This is a genomic window from Citrobacter sp. Cb031 (assembly GCF_030336725.1).
Classification (GTDB): Bacteria; Pseudomonadota; Gammaproteobacteria; order Enterobacterales; family Enterobacteriaceae; genus Citrobacter; species Citrobacter braakii.
The window spans coordinates 359854-377932 of record NZ_JAOWDA010000022.1 but is presented as its reverse complement, the minus strand read 5'-3'; the positions used below and the strand labels follow the sequence as shown (position 1 = coordinate 377932).

The 18079-nt window shown below is 52.8% G+C and carries 15 protein-coding genes; 10 read left to right on the top strand and 5 right to left on the bottom strand.

The genetic code is table 11. The annotated features are described in order from the left end of the window. Positions 1-80: 80 nt before the first annotated feature. Complete coding sequence (locus OGV93_RS09195) at positions 81-1742, top strand: putative transporter (protein ID WP_103928773.1); 1662 nt, start codon at positions 81-83, stop codon at positions 1740-1742. Here OGV93_RS09195 and OGV93_RS09190 read toward each other — a convergent pair whose 3' ends face one another. Next, on the bottom strand, positions 1743-2459 hold the full coding sequence (locus OGV93_RS09190; RefSeq protein ID WP_046276201.1) for a GntR family transcriptional regulator: 717 nt from the start codon (positions 2457-2459) through the stop codon (positions 1743-1745). It abuts the gene before it with no gap. Positions 2460-2682: 223 nt separating this feature from the next. Between OGV93_RS09190 and OGV93_RS09185 the strand changes: the two genes are divergently transcribed. After that, positions 2683-4302 (top strand): alpha-glucoside-specific PTS transporter subunit IIBC, encoded by a 1620-nt coding sequence (locus tag OGV93_RS09185; RefSeq protein WP_094168868.1) that lies wholly within the window; start codon positions 2683-2685, stop codon positions 4300-4302. Further along, positions 4299-5621 carry a 6-phospho-alpha-glucosidase gene (locus tag OGV93_RS09180; RefSeq protein WP_019078008.1) on the top strand — a complete coding sequence of 441 codons (1323 nt, stop codon included), beginning with the start codon at positions 4299-4301 and terminating at the stop codon, positions 5619-5621. The genes OGV93_RS09185 and OGV93_RS09180 overlap by 4 nt, the downstream gene beginning before the upstream one ends. Here OGV93_RS09180 and OGV93_RS09175 read toward each other — a convergent pair. After that, positions 5618-6511 carry an AraC family transcriptional regulator gene (locus tag OGV93_RS09175; RefSeq protein ID WP_200104098.1) on the bottom strand — a complete coding sequence of 298 codons (894 nt, stop codon included), beginning with the start codon at positions 6509-6511 and terminating at the stop codon, positions 5618-5620. The genes OGV93_RS09180 and OGV93_RS09175 overlap by 4 nt on opposite strands. Positions 6512-6678: 167 nt before the next feature. Between OGV93_RS09175 and OGV93_RS09170 the strand changes: the two genes are divergently transcribed. From OGV93_RS09170 to OGV93_RS09150, 5 genes are all read left to right on the top strand, one after another. Next, entirely contained in the window at positions 6679-8394 is a 1716-nt protein-coding gene (locus tag OGV93_RS09170; RefSeq protein WP_275262173.1) for a solute:sodium symporter family transporter, read from the top strand. After that, positions 8391-9884 carry a sulfatase-like hydrolase/transferase gene (locus OGV93_RS09165; RefSeq protein WP_046276199.1) on the top strand — a complete coding sequence of 498 codons (1494 nt, stop codon included), beginning with the start codon at positions 8391-8393 and terminating at the stop codon, positions 9882-9884. The genes OGV93_RS09170 and OGV93_RS09165 overlap by 4 nt, the downstream gene beginning before the upstream one ends. A gap of 98 nt (positions 9885-9982) precedes the next feature. After that, the gene (locus tag OGV93_RS09160; RefSeq protein WP_047415689.1) at positions 9983-10330 is read left to right on the top strand and encodes a YidH family protein; all 348 of its coding nucleotides are present in this window, start codon (positions 9983-9985) and stop codon (positions 10328-10330) included. Further along, on the top strand, positions 10320-10682 hold the full coding sequence (locus tag OGV93_RS09155; RefSeq protein ID WP_019078012.1) for a DUF202 domain-containing protein: 363 nt from the start codon (positions 10320-10322) through the stop codon (positions 10680-10682). Before OGV93_RS09160 ends, OGV93_RS09155 begins: the two co-directional genes overlap by 11 nt. Continuing rightward, the gene (locus OGV93_RS09150) at positions 10679-11791 is read left to right on the top strand and encodes an anaerobic sulfatase maturase (RefSeq protein ID WP_287109527.1); all 1113 of its coding nucleotides are present in this window, start codon (positions 10679-10681) and stop codon (positions 11789-11791) included. The genes OGV93_RS09155 and OGV93_RS09150 overlap by 4 nt, the downstream gene beginning before the upstream one ends. Before the next feature lie 12 nt (positions 11792-11803). Here OGV93_RS09150 and dsdA read toward each other — a convergent pair whose 3' ends face one another. Then, the gene (dsdA, locus tag OGV93_RS09145; RefSeq protein WP_287109526.1) at positions 11804-13126 is read right to left on the bottom strand and encodes a D-serine ammonia-lyase; all 1323 of its coding nucleotides are present in this window, start codon (positions 13124-13126) and stop codon (positions 11804-11806) included. Between the two features lie 17 nt (positions 13127-13143). Then, entirely contained in the window at positions 13144-14481 is a 1338-nt protein-coding gene (gene dsdX, locus OGV93_RS09140) for a D-serine transporter DsdX (RefSeq protein ID WP_016157809.1), read from the bottom strand. Between the two features lie 229 nt (positions 14482-14710). Here dsdX and dsdC point away from each other — a divergent pair, with 229 nt between their 5' ends. Both dsdC and OGV93_RS09130 read left to right on the top strand, forming a co-directional pair. After that, the gene (gene dsdC, locus OGV93_RS09135) at positions 14711-15637 is read left to right on the top strand and encodes a DNA-binding transcriptional regulator DsdC (protein WP_287109525.1); all 927 of its coding nucleotides are present in this window, start codon (positions 14711-14713) and stop codon (positions 15635-15637) included. A gap of 78 nt (positions 15638-15715) precedes the next feature. Next, on the top strand, positions 15716-16798 hold the full coding sequence (locus OGV93_RS09130; RefSeq protein ID WP_287109524.1) for a cellulase family glycosylhydrolase: 1083 nt from the start codon (positions 15716-15718) through the stop codon (positions 16796-16798). On the opposite strand, the gene emrD is transcribed toward OGV93_RS09130, so the two are convergent. Next, positions 16725-17909: a multidrug efflux MFS transporter EmrD gene (emrD, locus tag OGV93_RS09125; protein ID WP_047498775.1), complete on the bottom strand. Its 1185-nt coding sequence runs from the start codon at positions 17907-17909 to the stop codon at positions 16725-16727. The genes OGV93_RS09130 and emrD overlap by 74 nt on opposite strands. Positions 17910-18079 lie beyond the last annotated feature (170 nt).

The window sequence follows — 18079 nt, the reverse complement described above, 5'->3', positions numbered from 1 at the left end:
GTGCGCCACTCTGCATTCATGCCTGAACGGTTCAGTCATAATCTTCGTTAAATAAAATGTTATTCACAGGGAACAGGAAAATGAGTGATATAGCATTGACGGTCAGCGTTCTGGCAATGGTGGCAGTTGTCGGATTATGGATCGGCAACATAAAAATACGTGGTGTTGGTTTTGGCATCGGAGGCGTGCTGTTCGGCGGTATTATTGTCGGGCATTTTGTCGATCAGGCAGGGATGACCCTGAGCGGCGACATGCTGCATTTTATTCAGGAATTTGGCCTGATTCTTTTCGTCTACACCATCGGTATTCAGGTGGGGCCGGGCTTTTTTGCGTCACTGCGCGTTTCGGGCCTACGGCTGAATCTGTTTGCCGTGCTGATTGTTATCATGGGTGGCCTGGTCACCGCGATCCTGCATAAGATTTTTGCCATTCCCCTTCCCGTGGTGCTGGGCATTTTTTCCGGTGCGGTCACCAATACTCCGGCGTTAGGCGCGGGGCAGCAGATTCTGCGCGATCTGGGTACTCCTGTTGATGTGGTGGATCAGATGGGGATGAGCTATGCCATGGCTTATCCTTTTGGTATCTGCGGTATTTTGCTCACTATGTGGCTGATGCGCCTTATTTTTCGCGTTAACGTCGATGCCGAAGCCCATCAGCATGAATCCACGCTGACCAACGGACACGCGCTGATTCAGACGATGAATATCCGTGTGGAAAACCCGAACCTCAACAATATGGCGATTCAGGATGTCCCAATCCTGAACAGCGACAAAATCATCTGCTCACGTTTGAAACGTGAAGAAACATTGATGGTGCCGTCGCCGGGGACGATTATCCAGATGGGCGACCTGCTACACCTGGTTGGTCAGCCTGCAGATCTGCACAACGCGCAGGTGGTGATTGGGCAGGAGGTGGACACATCGCTGTCGACGCGAGGCACCGATTTACGCGTTGAGCGCGTGGTGGTGACCAACGAACAGGTGCTGGGGAAACGAATCCGCGACCTGCATTTCAAAGAACGTTACGACGTGGTTATCTCCCGTCTGAACCGTGCAGGGGTTGAGCTGGTAGCCAGCAGCGACGCCAGTCTGCAGTTTGGCGACATCCTCAATCTGGTCGGTCGACCTTCCTCGATTGATGCTGTTGCCAATGTAGTGGGTAACGCCCAGCAAAAACTGCAGCAGGTGCAGATGCTGCCGGTATTTATTGGGATCGGGCTGGGTGTTCTGCTGGGTTCAATCCCGCTGTTCATTCCTGGGTTCCCGGTGGCGCTAAAACTGGGGCTGGCCGGTGGGCCGCTGATTATGGCCTTGATCCTGGGGCGTATTGGCAGCATTGGTAAGCTGTATTGGTTTATGCCCCCCAGCGCTAACCTGGCGCTGCGAGAGTTGGGTATTGTGCTGTTTCTCGCAGTGGTTGGCCTGAAGTCAGGCGGTGATTTTGTTCATACCCTGACGCAGGGGGATGGCCTGAGCTGGGTGGGCTACGGTATTTTCATCACCGCGATTCCGCTGATTACCGTGGGGCTGCTGGCGAGGATTTTCGTCAACATGAACTACCTGACGCTGTGCGGCATGCTGGCTGGCTCAATGACCGATCCGCCTGCACTGGCATTTGCTAACAACCTGCATGCCACCAGCGGGGCAGCGGCGCTTTCGTATGCGACCGTTTATCCGCTGGTGATGTTCCTGAGAATTATCACGCCGCAACTGCTGGCGGTGATTTTTTGGGGAATGGGTTAGTCAGGCTGAGTCTGGGTGGACGCGCCGTAAGTGGTAGTCCACCTGGTACTCGCTGGCGTTTCTGAACATCACCGAATAATTCAAAAACTCCCCGCTATCGCTGTAGGACAGTGAGGTAATCCGCAGCAATGGCGTCTGTTCAGGTACGTTCATCTGCGCGGAAAGCTGCTTATCGGCAAGAACGGGAGTCAGACTTTCATAGTTGCCGCTGATAGTTATTCCGCACTCTTTCTCGATGTAATCGAATTTTGACCCTTCCAGATGCGCCAGCGATAAATTACGGAATAATTTTACCGGCATGTAGCTGTCTTCAAGCATCAGCGGCTTGCCGTCCACATAGCGAACGCGACGTGAGAAGTAGATGCGTTCATTAATCTGGATACGCAGTTGGCTGGCAATTGCTGGTGGTGCGGGCATCACTTCAAATACCAGTACTTCACTGGTGACCTCTTTCCCTTGTCGCTTCAGTACTTCCGCCAGTCCGGTCAGGTTTGTGGTTTCATGATGGACATCTTTGCGCGCCACATAAGTTCCACTCCCATGACGGCGTACGACCAATCCCCAGCCAATCAACATATCAATTGCTTTACGGATCGTCATTCGTGAAACCGCGAACTCTTGGGCAAGCTTTTTTTCACCAGGCAACGGGCTACCGATGTTGTAATCAGAAGAATTCAGGCGAATTCGTAGTCGTTCCGCAATTGATTTGTAGATCACTACCAGACCTCTTTTTTCTTTTAATTACTGCACCATAAACCTTTTGATGTCTAACTTTTACGTAAAAAGTAGACCTCATTGCCGAAATTAAAACCATGAAAGCGATCACGAATCGCAGCGGCATGCCATGTCTGAAGGATCGCAACTTTCTATTCTCGTATCAGGCCAGCAATCACTACAAAAAAGGCCTCTCCCCTACTGGTTGTTATATGAGGATGTGAAAATGCTCAGTCAAATACAACGCTTTGGCGGCGCGATGTTCACCCCGGTGCTGCTGTTTCCCTTTGCCGGTATCGTCGTCGGTATCGCTATTATGCTGCGCAACCCGCTGTTTGTGGGTGAAGCGCTTACCGATCCCAACAGTTTGTTCGCACAAATCGTTCATATCATCGAAGAAGGTGGCTGGACGGTATTTCGCAATATGCCGCTGATTTTCGCCGTTGGTCTGCCGATCGGTCTGGCGAAACAGGCTCAGGGGCGCGCTTGTCTGGCGGTACTGGTCAGCTTTCTTACGTGGAATTACTTCATCAATGCCATGGGCATGACCTGGGGAGATTTCTTCGGCGTGGATTTTAGCGCAGACCCGACGGCAGGTAGCGGCTTAACGATGATGGCCGGGATTAAAACACTAGATACCAGCATCATCGGCGCCATTGTCATTTCCGGTATTGTTACTGCCTTGCATAACCGTTATTTCGACAAACCCTTGCCAGTATTTCTCGGTATTTTTCAGGGAACATCGTTTGTGGTGATCATTGCCTTCCTGGTGATGATTCCCTGTGCCTGGCTGACGCTGCTGGGTTGGCCAAAGGTGCAGATGGGGATTGAATCTCTGCAAGCTTTTCTGCGTTCTGCGGGTGCGCTGGGGGTATGGGTTTATACCTTCCTTGAGCGTATTTTGATTCCGACCGGGCTGCATCACTTCGTCTATGGTCCATTTATCTTCGGCCCTGCGGCGGTGGAAGGCGGCATCCAGGTCTACTGGGCGCAGCACTTGCAGGAATTCAGCCAAAGCACAGAGTCGCTGAAAACGCTGTTCCCGGAAGGGGGTTTTGCTCTGCACGGCAATTCGAAAATCTTTGGTTCATTAGGTATTGCTCTGGCGCTTTACTTCACTGCCTCTCCGGAAAACCGGGTGAAGGTGGCGGGATTATTGATCCCCGCTACGCTAACGGCTGTGTTGGTTGGTATTACCGAACCGCTGGAGTTCACCTTCCTGTTTATCTCACCCTTGCTGTTTGCGGTACACGCCGTGCTGGCGGCCTCCATGGCGACGGTAATGTATCTCTGCGGCGTGGTAGGCAATATGGGTGGCGGCCTGCTTGACCAGTTCTTGCCGCAAAACTGGATCCCAATGTTCCACAACCATGCCGGAATGATGTTCACCCAGATAGCGATTGGCCTGGCCTTTACCGCACTCTATTTTGCCATCTTCCGCGCGCTGATCCTGCGCTTCAACCTGAAAACGCCGGGCCGGGAAGACAGCGAAATCAAACTCTACACCAAAGCTGACTATAAAGCCGCGCGTGGGCAAACCACCGCCGCTACGCCAGACACCAAACTGGGACAGGCGGCCGGTTTTCTGCAAGCGTTAGGCGGCGCAGGCAATATCGAAAGTATTAATAACTGCGCCACTCGCCTGCGGATTGCGCTTCACGACATGGCGAAAACGCAAAGTGATGACGTCTTCAAAGCGCTGGGTGCACACGGTGTTGTGCGTCGCGGCAATGGTATTCAGGTCATTGTTGGTTTACACGTCCCTCAGGTACGCGACCAGCTCGAAACGCTAATGAAATCTAGTTTATCAAACGAACAGATCCCCATGACGGAGGCAGTATCATGAAAAAATTCTCAGTGGTTATCGCAGGTGGTGGTAGTACCTTTACGCCGGGCATCGTGCTGATGTTGCTGGCAAATCAGGACCGTTTCCCGCTTCGTGCGCTGAAATTTTATGACAACGATGGCGCGCGTCAGGAGGTGATTGCCGAGGCGTGTAAAATCATCCTCAAAGAGCAGGCGCCGGAGATAGAGTTTAGTTACACCACCGATCCCAAAACTGCGTTTACCGATGTTGATTTCGTGATGGCACATATCCGCGTGGGTAAATACCCAATGCGTGAACAAGACGAGAAAATCCCATTACGTCACGGGGTGTTAGGCCAGGAAACCTGTGGGCCGGGCGGGATTGCCTACGGAATGCGATCTATTGGCGGTGTGCTGGAACTGGTGGATTATATGGAAAAATATTCACCAAACGCCTGGATGCTTAACTACTCTAACCCGGCGGCAATTGTGGCTGAAGCCACGCGTAGACTGCGTCCAAATGCGAAAATCCTCAATATTTGCGATATGCCCATCGGTATTGAAGGACGGATGGCGCAGATCGTCGGCCTTAAAGATCGTAAACAGATGCGCGTGCGCTACTACGGGCTGAACCACTTTGGCTGGTGGACATCAATTGAAGATCTCCAGGGTAACGATTTGATGCCGAAGCTGCGTGAATACGTGGCGAAGCATGGCTATGTGCCGCCATCGAACGACCCGCATACGGAGGCGAGCTGGAACGATACCTTCGCTAAGGCGAAGGATGTGCAGGCGCTGGATCCGGACACCATGCCAAATACCTACCTGAAATACTATCTGTTCCCGGATTACGTGGTCCAGCACTCCAATCCGCAGCGTACCCGTGCCAACGAGGTTATGGATCACCGCGAAAAACAGGTGTTCGGTTCCTGCCGGGCCATTATTGAGGCGGGCCATTCTGCGGCCGGTGAACTGGAGATTGACGAACATGCTTCCTACATTGTCGATCTGGCGGCGGCCATCGCCTTTAACACTCAGGAGCGGATGCTGCTGATTGTGCCAAATAATGGTGCGATTCATAACTTTGATGATGAAGCGATGGTCGAGATCCCATGCCTGGTGGGGCATAACGGCCCGGAGCCGCTGACGGTGGGGGATATCCCGCAGTTCCAGAAAGGGTTGATGAGCCAGCAGGTGGCGGTTGAGAAGCTGGTGGTCGATGCCTGGGAGCACCGCTCTTACCAGCGTTTGTGGCAGGCTATCACCCTGTCGAAAACCGTGCCGAGTGCGTCTGTAGCTAAAGCGATTCTGGATGATTTGATCGACGCTAACAAAGAGTACTGGCCGGAACTGCGCTAACCCAGTTGACCGGCATCCTCTGGGTGCCGGTCCGCATGTTTCAATACCGCCGACGGCGCATAGCCAAATTTATGCTTAAACGCTTTGCTGAAATGAAACGAGTCAAAGAAGTTAAGTATATCAGCGACCTGCCCGACCGTATTTCCCTCCTGCTTTAGCAGCGACAGCGCCAGTTCCAGCCGCGCATCCAGATAGTATTCTTTCGGTGTTTTTCCGGTATAGCGTAAAAAAAGACGACGTAGCCAGGCTTCGCTACAGGGGATAGTGGCTGCCATATCCGCCACGCTCCACCGTTTTTGTAGACTGGCATGTAGAGTGGCAATCAGTTTTTCAATCTGTATGCGCTGTGGGTCTTTTTTACCTTCGGCGTAAATAAGACAAATCCATTGATAAATTATTTTTGTGAGAAAGGCGACTGCCAGATTATTTTTTATTGAGTCTGGGGATGTAATTAATCGCGAAACTTCGGTCAGCTCCTGATTATAAATATCACCATTATAAATAATGCTTTGTTGTCGTAGAGGAATATCCATTACGCTGGTTGGTGTGAATTCCATCCAGTATTGTTCCCATACCAATCCTTCACAGTGATAAGACTGTATATCGGTTGGTTTTAAAAAGATTATACAGTTTCCGGTAAGCGTTATTTGTTCACCGCCTTTAAGAAGGATTTTTCCACAGCCCTGGACGGTGTAGACTGCAACCCATGAATTAGCAATCAGCGGTTTTTTCTTATCACGTGGCCAAATAACCCGATAATGTTCGTCGGCATAGGTGTGCCACAGCGAGATCAATGAAATCCCGCTGGAGATCACACTTTCATGAATCAACAGGGGAATATTGTACGTAGTTTCGTTTTTTACATGCGAAATTTGCATCTTTCCATTCATTTTAATTTCCCACCGGAGAATTATGCCCACAACCTGAACTTAACAGAAAAAATCTGTTCAGGGATATGACGTTTTTATTTTAAGAAATCTGACTGCCTGACCCGGCGCACATTACCTTGCATTCCCCCTACAGCTGCCGGGACATAATGAAAAATAAGGGCTATGAGATGAATACGCTACAAATTATGAGCTTTGTGGGCTTTACGCTGCTGGTGGCGCTAATCACCTGGTGGAAGGTCCGTAAAACGGATACCGGATCGCAACAAGGGTATTTTCTTGCCGGGCGTTCATTGAAAGCGCCGGTGATTGCCGCGTCATTGATGTTAACTAACCTTTCAACCGAACAGTTGGTTGGTCTGTCTGGTCAGGCTTACAAAAGCGGAATGTCGGTTATGGGTTGGGAAGTCACCTCTGCGGTGACGCTTATCTTTCTGGCGCTGATTTTTCTACCTCGCTATCTGCAACGTGGTATCGCTACGATCCCAGATTTTCTGGAAGAGCGTTACGATAAAACCACGCGAATCATTATCGACTTTTGCTTTCTTATTGCCACTGGCGTCTGCTTCCTGCCGATTGTGCTTTATTCAGGGGCGCTGGCGCTGAATAGCCTTTTTCACATCGGTGAGTCGCTGAATATTTCTCAGGGCGCAGCAATCTGGTTACTGGTTATTTTGCTGGGCCTTGCCGGGATTATTTATGCGGTGATCGGCGGTTTACGTGCGATGGCGGTGGCCGATTCTATCAATGGTATAGGGCTGGTGATTGGTGGATTGATGGTCCCCGTGTTCGGCCTGATTGCGATGGGAAAAGGCAGTTTTTTACAAGGTGTTGAGCAACTGACCACCGTACATGCGGAGAAATTAAACTCAATTGGTGGAGCGAACGATCCGCTGCCGATAGGTGCAGCCTTTACCGGTTTGATTCTGGTGAATACCTTCTACTGGTGTACTAATCAGGGCATCGTACAACGTACGCTGGCTTCCAAAAGCCTAGCCGAAGGGCAGAAAGGAGCATTGCTCACAGCGGTATTGAAAATGCTCGATCCACTGGTGCTGGTATTACCAGGTTTAATTGCTTTTCATCTATACCAGGATCTGCCAAAGGCGGATATGGCATATCCGACACTGGTAAATAACGTGCTTCCTGTCCCTTTGGTGGGGTTTTTCGGTGCCGTTTTATTCGGCGCGGTAATCAGTACATTCAATGGATTTTTAAACAGCGCCAGTACCTTATTTAGCATGGGAATATATCGGCGGATTATTAATCAACACGCCCAACCGGAACAGCTGGTTCGGGTTGGGCGTAAGTTCGGATTCTTTATCGCGGTAATTTCCGTGCTGGTAGCACCGTGGATCGCTAATGCACCGGAAGGACTCTACAGCTGGATGAAACAGCTCAACGGTATTTATAACGTGCCGTTGGTGACCATCATCATCATGGGATTCTTTTTCCCGCGCATTCCTGCGCTGGCAGCGAAAGTCGCTATGGGACTCGGTATCGTCAGCTACATCACCATTAATTATCTGGTGAAGTTCGACTTTCACTTCCTTTACGTACTGGCCTGTACCTTCTGCATCAACGTGGTGGTGATGCTGGTTATCGGCATTATCAAGCCGCGTGCGACGCCGTTTAAATTCCATGATGCTTTTGCGGTAGACATGAAGCCGTGGAAAAACGCCAAACTTGCCTCTGTCGGTATCCTGACCGCGATGCTCGGCGTCTATGCTGGACTGGCGCAGTTTGGAGGGTACAACACCCAATGGCTGACGATTCTCTGCTACTCAATTACGGCGGCAGTGATGATGTATTTAATTTACAGCACCTGGCAGACGCGTCGTTTGGCCACTGCACTTTCTGTCTCTGACGCTAAGGATAAAGCATGACCCGCCCTAATTTCCTGTTCATTATGACTGATACTCAGGCGACCAATATGGTCGGCTGTTATAGTGGTAAGTCGCTGAATACCAATAACATTGATAGCCTGGCGGCGGAAGGTATTCGCTTCAATTCTGCTTATACCTGCTCACCGGTGTGCACTCCGGCCCGCGCTGGGCTGTTTACCGGGATTTATGCCAACCAGTCCGGCCCGTGGACCAATAACGTCGCGCCGGGGAAAAATATCTCCACCATGGGACGCTATTTTAAGGATGCGGGCTATCACACCTGCTACATCGGCAAGTGGCATCTCGACGGGCACGATTACTTTGGTACCGGCGAGTGCCCGCCCGAATGGGATGCTGACTACTGGTATGACGGGGCAAATTACCTCGCGGAACTGACGGACAAAGAGATCGGTTTGTGGCGTAACGGTCTGAACAGCGTGGAGGATTTGCTGGCTAACAATATCAATGAAACCTTTACCTGGGCGCACCGCATCAGTAACCGGGCGATTGATTTCCTCCGCCACCCTGCACGTGATGAAGAACCCTTCCTGATGGTAGTTTCCTACGACGAGCCGCATCACCCGTTTACCTGTCCCGTGGAGTATCTGCAGAAATATCAGGATTTTTATTATGACCTGGGGATGAAGGCGCACGACTCTTTGAGTAACAAACCTGAACATCATCGTCTTTGGTCTGAAGCGATGCCTTCGCCGGTAGGTGATGATGGGCGCTATCACCATCCGCTCTATTTTGCCTGCAACGACTTTGTCGATGACCAGATTGGCCGGGTTATTAATACCTTAACGCCCATGCAGCGGGACAACACCTGGGTCATTTACACCTCCGATCATGGCGAGATGATGGGGGCGCATAAGCTCATCAGTAAGGGGGCAGCGATGTATGACGACATCACGCGAATTCCGCTGATTATGCGCTCGCCTCAGGGAGAATCCATGCAGGTAGACACGCCGGTCAGCCATATCGATCTGCTGCCGACGATGATGGCGCTGGCGGGTATTGAGAAGCCACAAATCCTGCCGGGTGAAAACATCCTTACCGTTGAAAAACCACGCGGTGTGATGGTGGAGTTCAATCGTTATGAGATTGAACATGACAGTTTTGGCGGATTTATACCGGTACGTTGCTGGGTGACGGATGACTGGAAGCTGGTGCTGAACCTGTTTACCAGTGATGAGCTTTACGACAGACGAAACGATCCCGATGAGCTACACAACCAGATAGATTCGCCGCAATTAGCCGATGTTCGCTGCCAGATGCACGATGCGCTGCTGGACTATATGGATAAAATCCGCGATCCATTCCGCACCTATCAGTGGAGTTTGCGTCCCTGGCGTCCTGACGCCGTACCGCGCTGGATGGGCGCTTTTCGCCCGCGCCCGCAAGACGGCTATTCTCCCGTGGTACGCGATTACGACACCGGTTTACCAACCCAGGGCGTAAAAGTGGAGGAGAAAAAGCAGAAGTTCTGACTACAATGCCAATTGGCGCAGATACTCATATTTGCACTTACCTGTCGGCCGGATAAGGCATTAGCCGCCATCCGGCAATGACAGCCAGAGGAGTTTGAATGAAAATTTCCCGCCTTGGAGAAGCCCCGGATTACCGCTTCTCACTGGCAAATGAGCGTACCTTTCTGGCGTGGATCCGTACCGCGCTGGGATTTCTGGCGGCGGGGGTTGGTCTCGACCAACTGGCACCGGATTTTGCCACGCCGGTAATTCGTGAGCTTTTGGCGCTGTTGCTGTGCCTGTTTGCCGGTAGCCTGGCGATTTATGGCTACCTGCGCTGGCTGCGTAATGAGAGGGCGATGCGCCTGAAAGAGGATTTGCCCTATACCCATAGCCTGTTAATCATCAGTCTGATTTTGTTTATTGTCGCGGTGATTGTCATGGGACTGGTGCTGTATGCCGGATAGCCGTAAGTCGCGACGTATCGCCGATCCGGGGTTACAACCGGAGCGAACATCGCTGGCCTGGTTTCGTACGCTTCTGGGTTATGGCGCGCTAATGGCGTTGGCGCTGAAGCACAACTGGCATCAGGCGGGCTTCCTGTTTTGGGTTTCAATTGTGGTGCTGGCGATGGTGGCGATCGTTCTGTGGCGCTATACCCGCAGCCGTAATCTGATGGATGTTACGCATAGCGATTTTTCTGAATCTCGCGCGGTGCGTGACAAATTTATGATCTCCCTCGCGGTGTTATCCCTCGCAATACTGTTTGCTGTAACGCATGTCCGCCAACTTATTGCGTTTATCGGGAATTTAGCATGACAGGATGTCAGGTCATGGCCAAACCAGCCAGCTCTCGTTGTAACCTGGATTGTCGTTACTGTTTTTACATCGATAAACCCACTCAACCCGAAATGGATGACGCCACCTTAGAGACGTTTATTCGTCAGCATATCACCGCACAGCAGGGGGCTGACGTGATGTTCGCCTGGCAGGGCGGAGAGCCAACCCTCTGTGGCATCGACTTTTTTCGCCGCGTAGTGACGTTGCAAAAACAGTACGGGGAAGGGAAGAAAATCCATAACGCGTTCCAGACCAACGGGATTTTGCTCAACGACGAATGGTGTCAGTTTTTGCACGATAACGGCTGGCTGGTGGGGATTTCGTTGGATGGCCCCGCCGAGTTGCACGATGCTTATCGTGTTAACAGCAGCGGAAAACCGACTCACCATAAGGTGGTGGACTCCATTGCCAGGCTCCGTAAGCATCAGGTGGAGTTCAATCTGCTGGTAGTGGTTAATTCTCTGAACAGCCAGCAACCTGAGTTGATGTATCGCTACCTACGCCAGCTTGGCACGCCTTTTTTGCAGTTCATTCCGCTGGTTGAATATGATGAAGACGGTGAGCTTACCGCCGAATCCGTCCCGCCTCAGGCGTGGGGAACCTTCCTGAATTCCGTCTTTGATATCTGGGTCAGAGAAGATATTGGCCGCGTATTCGTCCAGTTATTTGATTCAACTCTGGGCGTATGGTGCGGACACCCGGCGCAGATGTGTTCGCTAAGCTCCACCTGCGGACATGCTTTTGCTCTGGAAGCGAATGGCGATTTGTATCAGTGCGATCACTATGTTCACCCTGATTTTCGCCTGGGTAATATTCATCGCACGTCGTTGAGTGAGCTCAACGCCAGCCCGAGGGCAGCGGCGTTTGGTCAGTCCAAGAGAACCACGCTGAGCGCGGAATGCCAGGCGTGTTCGCTATTACGCTTTTGCCATGGCGATTGTCCAAAGCATCGCGACAGCAGTGGAAAGAGTGCGATTTGCGGCGGATACAGCGCTTTCTTCAATCATACCGCGCCGCATATGCGCGTGATGCGTGACCTTCTGAAGCAACATCGCTCACCGATGGAACTGATGGCGATGCTGCGTTAAGTTCAGCGGCGTTTAACGTCCTTTGGTCAGATACTGCGCCATTTCGGCTTCCGGCACCATGCCGCCGCCGGTCGCCCACACCAGGTGGGTGGCGTTATTGAGCTGCTCCGCGCTGAAGCCGTGCATTTGCTGATAGTCAGCAGAAGCGCAAACGTGCTGCGGACCGGCCATCCCGGCCAGCGCCGACGGCTCAAGGCGAATGCCTTCTTCCTGCGCCAGCCAGCCCAGCATGTCGTACATAGTCTGATCGTCCAGGGTGTACAGACCGTCGAGCAGACGTTCCATTGCCCGGCCAACAAAGCCGGACGCGCGGCCCACCGCCAGCCCATCTGCCGCTGTCAGGTTATCGATGCCAATGTCCTGCACAGAAATTGTATCGTGCAGCCCGGTATAAATCCCCAGCAGCATGCACGGTGAATGGGTAGGTTCTGCGAAGAAGCAGTGCACGTTATCGCCGAATGCCAGCTTCAGGCCAAACGCCACCCCGCCAGGCCCACCGCCGACGCCGCACGGCAGGTAAACAAACAGCGGATGGTCGGCATCCACCACGCGCCCCTGCTGCGCGAACTGCGCCTTCAGACGCTCGCCGGCTACCGCATAACCTAAAAACAACGTGCGGGAATTTTCATCATCGATAAAGAAACAGTTCGGATCGGATTGTGCCGCCTTACGGCCCTGCTCAACCGCCACGCCATAATCTTCTTCATACTCCACGACCGTCACGCCGTGGCTGCGCAGTTTGGCTTTTTTCCATGCGCGAGCGTCGGCAGACATATGAACCGTCACCTTAAAACCGATACGGGCGCTCATAATGCCGATCGACATCCCAAGGTTGCCAGTGGAGCCTACGGCGATGCTGTACTGACTGAAGAACTGTTTAAACTCAGGCGAAAGCAGAATGCTGTAATCGTCTTGTGTGGTCAGCAGACCGGCTTCCAGCGCCAGTTTTTCCGCGTGGGTTAGCACTTCATAAATACCGCCACGCGCTTTAATTGAGCCGGAAATCGGTAGATGGCTGTCTTTCTTCAGCAGAATTTCGCCGTTGATGCGCTGCCCATACTCTTTTTCCAGCCGCTTTTGCATCGTTGGGATCGCGGCCAGTTCAGATTCGATAATGCCGCCGGTGGCTGCGGTTTCCGGGAATGCCTGCGCCAGATACGGCGCGAAGCGCGTCAGACGAGCGTGGGCATCCTGAACATCGTGCTCTGTCAGGCCAACATACGGTAAACCTTCCGCAAGAGAGGTAGTGCCAGGGTTAAACCAGGTCGTCTCCTTGAGAGCGACCAGATCTTCCACTAAAGGATGCTGGGCGATAAGTGTTTGAATGTTTTCCATAGTCAGTCTCTTTGCGCTTAGATAATAAAGGAAAGCAGGAATGTGCAAACCAGTGCAATAACGGACGCGATAAATGTCGCGGTCGTATAATATTTGAACGTCTCATTTAGGGTGGCGCCGCAGTACTGCTTCACCAGCCAGAAGAGGGAATCGGTGACGATCGTGCAGCCAATCGCGCCGGAACCGATGGCAATGGCGATGATCTCCGGGCTAACGTTGGGGTAGAGCGGCAGCATCGGGGCCACGATTGCCGTCGCACCCATCATCGCCACCGTGGCAGAGCCCACCGCAGCATGCAGGATTAACGCCACCAGCCAAGCCAGCAGAATCGGGTGCATATGCATGTTCGAGAGGATCAGCGCGAGGGTATCCGCCAGTCCGCTGCTCTTGAGGATAGCGTTGAATGCGCCGCCTGCGCCGATAATCAGCAAAATGTTAGCAATGGAGCCAAAACCGTTTTCGGTGTGGGTCAGCAGCGCACCCATGCCAATGTGCTGACGCAGGCCGAGAATGTAATAGGCCACGAAAACGGCAATAAACATCGCGGTGATCGGGTTACCAATAAACTCCAACAGCGTATAAACCGTGCTGCCTTTCGCCATGTTCAGCTCAGCGACGGTTTTTACCAGCATCAGGCCAATCGGCAGCAGTACGGTAAATAGCGTAGCGCCCAACGATGGCAGCGTACTTTCGTCGCGCACCTTGAGGTCGGAAAACTCAGCCGGAACCGGCTTAAACGGCAGACGGTTACCGAGGAATTTCAGATACAGCGGACCGCCGATCAGCGAGGCCATTAAGCCCACCAGTAAGCCGTAGACAATCACGGTGCCAATGTCCGCGCCCAGCTTGTTCGCCACGAACAGGGCGGCTGGATGCGGCGGCACGACGCAGTGTACCGCCATCAGCGCTGTACATAACGGAATCGCCAGCTTCAGTAGCGAGGTATTGGTTTTTTTGGCAATTGAAAAGGCCAGAGGAATCAACAGCACTACGCCGACTTCAACAAACAGAGTGATCCCGCAAATCAGCCCGACCAGTACCATAATGACGTCAGCGGAAAGCCAGCGACAGCGCTGTAGCGTCAGGCCGATGCGTTCGGCCGCGCCGGATACTTCCATCATTTTGCCAAGAATGGTCCCAAGGCCGATAACCGCGGCGAGGAAGCCCAACGTACCGCCGATGCCACTCTCAATGGCATTGACCATATCCAGCGGCCCCATACCCATCATCGTACCCACGAAGAAGCTGGCTAACAGCAGCGCCAGAAACGGGTGGAATTTGAACTTCACGATGGTCAAAACGATTAACACGATGCTTATCAGCAGCGTGCTCACAACCCAGATTTGAGAGTGCATAACTCACCTTGCCCTGTGATTAATATAGGGTTATTGGACAAAAATAAGGCATGGTCTGACAAACGATATAAATCCCCTTTCACATGAACCAGATTGCATCAAGTAGGTGATTTACGTCTAATTACGCTTTGTTTATGCGATATGGTTCACCTTGATTCATCTTTGTGCTGATTTTTGCAGCGAACTTTTTTACACTCCGGCGAATGAATCAGGAGGACAGGAGGTGAACATGGATCCCTTACGCGAGGTCAGAAATCGGCTGCTCAACGGCTGGCAGTTGTCAAAGCTGTATACCTTTGAAGTGGCGGCCCGGCACCAGTCGTTTGCGCTGGCGGCAGATGAGCTGTCATTAAGCCCCAGCGCTGTCAGCCATCGCATTAATCAGCTGGAAGATGAGCTGGGTATTCAGCTGTTTGTTCGTTCGCATCGTAAAGTGGAACTCACCCACGAAGGCAAGCGGGTGTTCTGGGCGCTGAAATCATCGCTGGATACGCTGAATCAGGAAATCCTTGATATTAAAAATCAGGAGTTGTCCGGGACCCTCACCGTCTACTCACGGCCTTCTATCGCTCAGTGCTGGCTGGTTCCGGCGCTCGGCGACTTTACCCGTCGCTATCCATCGATTTCGCTGACCATGCTGACCGGGAACGACAACGTCAATCTGCAGCGTGCCGGGGTCGATCTGGCCATCTATTTTGACGACGCGCCCTCTGCGCAGCTCACGCACCACTTCCTGATGGATGAAGAGATCCTGCCGGTATGCAGCCCGGACTACGCTCGCCGCCATGACCTTACCGGTTCGCTGGTGAATTTACCGTACTGTACGTTACTGCATGACAGACAGGCGTGGAGTAACGACTCCGGGACCGATGAATGGCACAGTTGGGCGCAGCATTTTTCGGTGAATCTGCCGACATCGTCGGGAATTGGTTTCGATCGTTCTGATTTGGCGGTGATTGCGGCGATGAATCATATCGGCGTGGCGATGGGCCGAAAGCGGCTGGTGCAAAAACGCCTCGACAGCGGAGAGCTGGTTGCGCCTTTTGGCGATATGGCGCTGAAATGCCATCAGCACTACTACATCACTACCCTTCCTGGCAGACAGTGGCCGAAAATCGAGGCGTTTATTCGCTGGCTTCAGGAACAGGTTAAATAAGCGGGCCGCGAATATTTTTTACGCTTTCTCGCTACACGCAAAGTGAAAAAGCATGCTAAATACGTGATATCACTCCTGATGATTTGCGTAAGGACGACCGTGTTAAAGCCGATAGTTTCCCTTTTACTGTTAGCCAGCGCCACCGTGTGTGCCGCGCAACCTGTGCTGACCGCGGCGCAGTATGCGCAGCAGCTTGGCGTTGGGATGGACGTAGACTGGGCGCGCACCGATCGGGGTATCCGTGAATTCGATCCGCTGGTGGTGCGGGATTACAGGGCGAAAGGGTTAACCCACGTGCGCATTCGCGTGGCGGGAGAGCCTACGGAGGCGCGGCTTATACATCTGCGCAAGCTGGTGGAAGCCTGCGAGCAGTATGGCGTGATCCCGATAATTGCCTATCAGGCTGACGAATATAAAAAAGATCCCAGTACCGGTAACGAAAAAGAGGTGGTTAACTGGTGGGTGGCGGTGGCGCATTACTTTGGTCAAAGCTCGCCGTTGCTGGGTTTCGACCTGATATACGAACCCTCTGATAAGCTCAACCATAATCAGGTATCGCTCAATCGGGTGTATGACAAAACCATTCGTACTGTCCATGCCATCGACCCGCAGCGGATGATTTTTATCGCGCCGCGACTACGCGCCGCGCCGGAAGATTTGCCTGACCTGAAACTGCCGCCGCAAAGTCAGAATACCGTGCTGGCTCAATGGCATATTTTTCCGTGGGGGCCGCTGAAAAATAACGGTAAATATCCGTGGACCTCAGGTACAGCGGCAGAAAAGGCCGCTATTCGCGCCCGTATCAATACCGCCCTTCACTGGCAGCAGAAAACGGGTCATGTCAGTTGGGTGGGAGGCTGGTCTCCAGGAGAAACCATCAGGAACGCGCCTTCTGCCTCGCAAATGGCGTTTGCCCGCTTTATGGCATGCGAACTGAAAAAAGCGAAAATTCCCTATGCTATCAATGCGGATACGCAGTTTTATGATGGCGAGGAAGGCGCCTGGCGTCCGGCGCTGGAGCCGTTACTGACGACGATGATCGCGCCTGAATGCGAAAAGCCCGGCGATAAGCCGGGCCATCATACGCTTAAACCGCCTGCCCCTGATGCGACACGCGTGACGCCAGCGGAAGCCAGCAAACAAAAATCAACAGTCCCATAAGGGTCATCAGCAGGCCCAGACTGGCTTGCCCGGTCTGCGGCAGCATTGCAGAGAACCACGCCAGCACGCCGGAACCAATATTCTGTAATCCCCCAACCAGCGCACCGGCAGTGCCTGCCAGGAATGGGAAAGGCTCCATTGCGCCACTGGTTGCCAGCGGAAACAGCATCCCGGCACCGAAGAAAAATAGTGCGGCGGGAACCAGCAGCGTCCAGACGTTCATCACGTCAAACAGGCCCGGGATCCACATCATTAAACCGGCTACCAGACAGCAGATAACCGACTGCCACATCAGCGTCGAGAAACGCTTATTCGGGCGACCGGCGAACCAGGCGCCGAAAAATGCCGCCGGGATGGGCAGAATAAACAGGATACTGACCACCATGCTGCTTAAACCGAGCCTTGCGCCCAACAATACCCCGGAGCAGGCCTCGAAGACCGCAACGCCCGCCAGGCCGCCGATCAGCATCAGCACGTAACAGGTGAAAGAACTGTTACCAAACAGCGTTTTATAGCTGGCGATAAGGCGTGGACGCGGTGCGCCCGCAGGACGCGTTTCCGGCATCCAGCGCGCCATGCTAAACGTGACGCCCGCGCACAGAACCAGCAGGAAGATGTAACAGGCGCGCCAGTTCCACAGGGTATCCAGCATGCCGCCAATCAGCGGGGCCAGCAGCGGACTCACCAGAATCCCCATGTTTAACAAACTATTCGCGTGGCGCAGCTGCGTGCCTTCGTACAGATCGCGCGGTAAGGTTCGTGCCATTACACCGCCGACGCCTGTGCCCATGCCCTGGATTGCACTGGCGATAATCAGTACCGTCAGGCTGTGGGTGGTAATCGCGACCAGCGTGGCCAGCATAAAAATAGACATTCCGGTGAGGATCACCGGACGGCGGCCAACGCGATCGGAAAGTGGGCCGTAAAACAGTTGTGACAGGCCGTAGGTCAGCAGGTAGGCGGCCATTACGCTTTGCACCGCTCCTTCGCGAACGTTCAGTTCACGCGCCATATCAGCAATCGCGGGGATATAAATGGTTTGCGCCATCTGACCTACCGCCACCAGTAATACCAACATCAACAACAAATTGACGCTTCTATGCCTTTTCATTTCGCTGATTACTTTTAAAAAAGAGAAAAAAGAAGAATAAGGTGCTGTACTTTCCCGTAAATGCGCGTGGAATCTACCACAACAGAAAAAGAAGGCCAGATAGTGGGCTGGAATGTTTACGCGATGAACGGCAGGAAATGTAAACAAAAAGCGGCAACAAATGTTGCCGG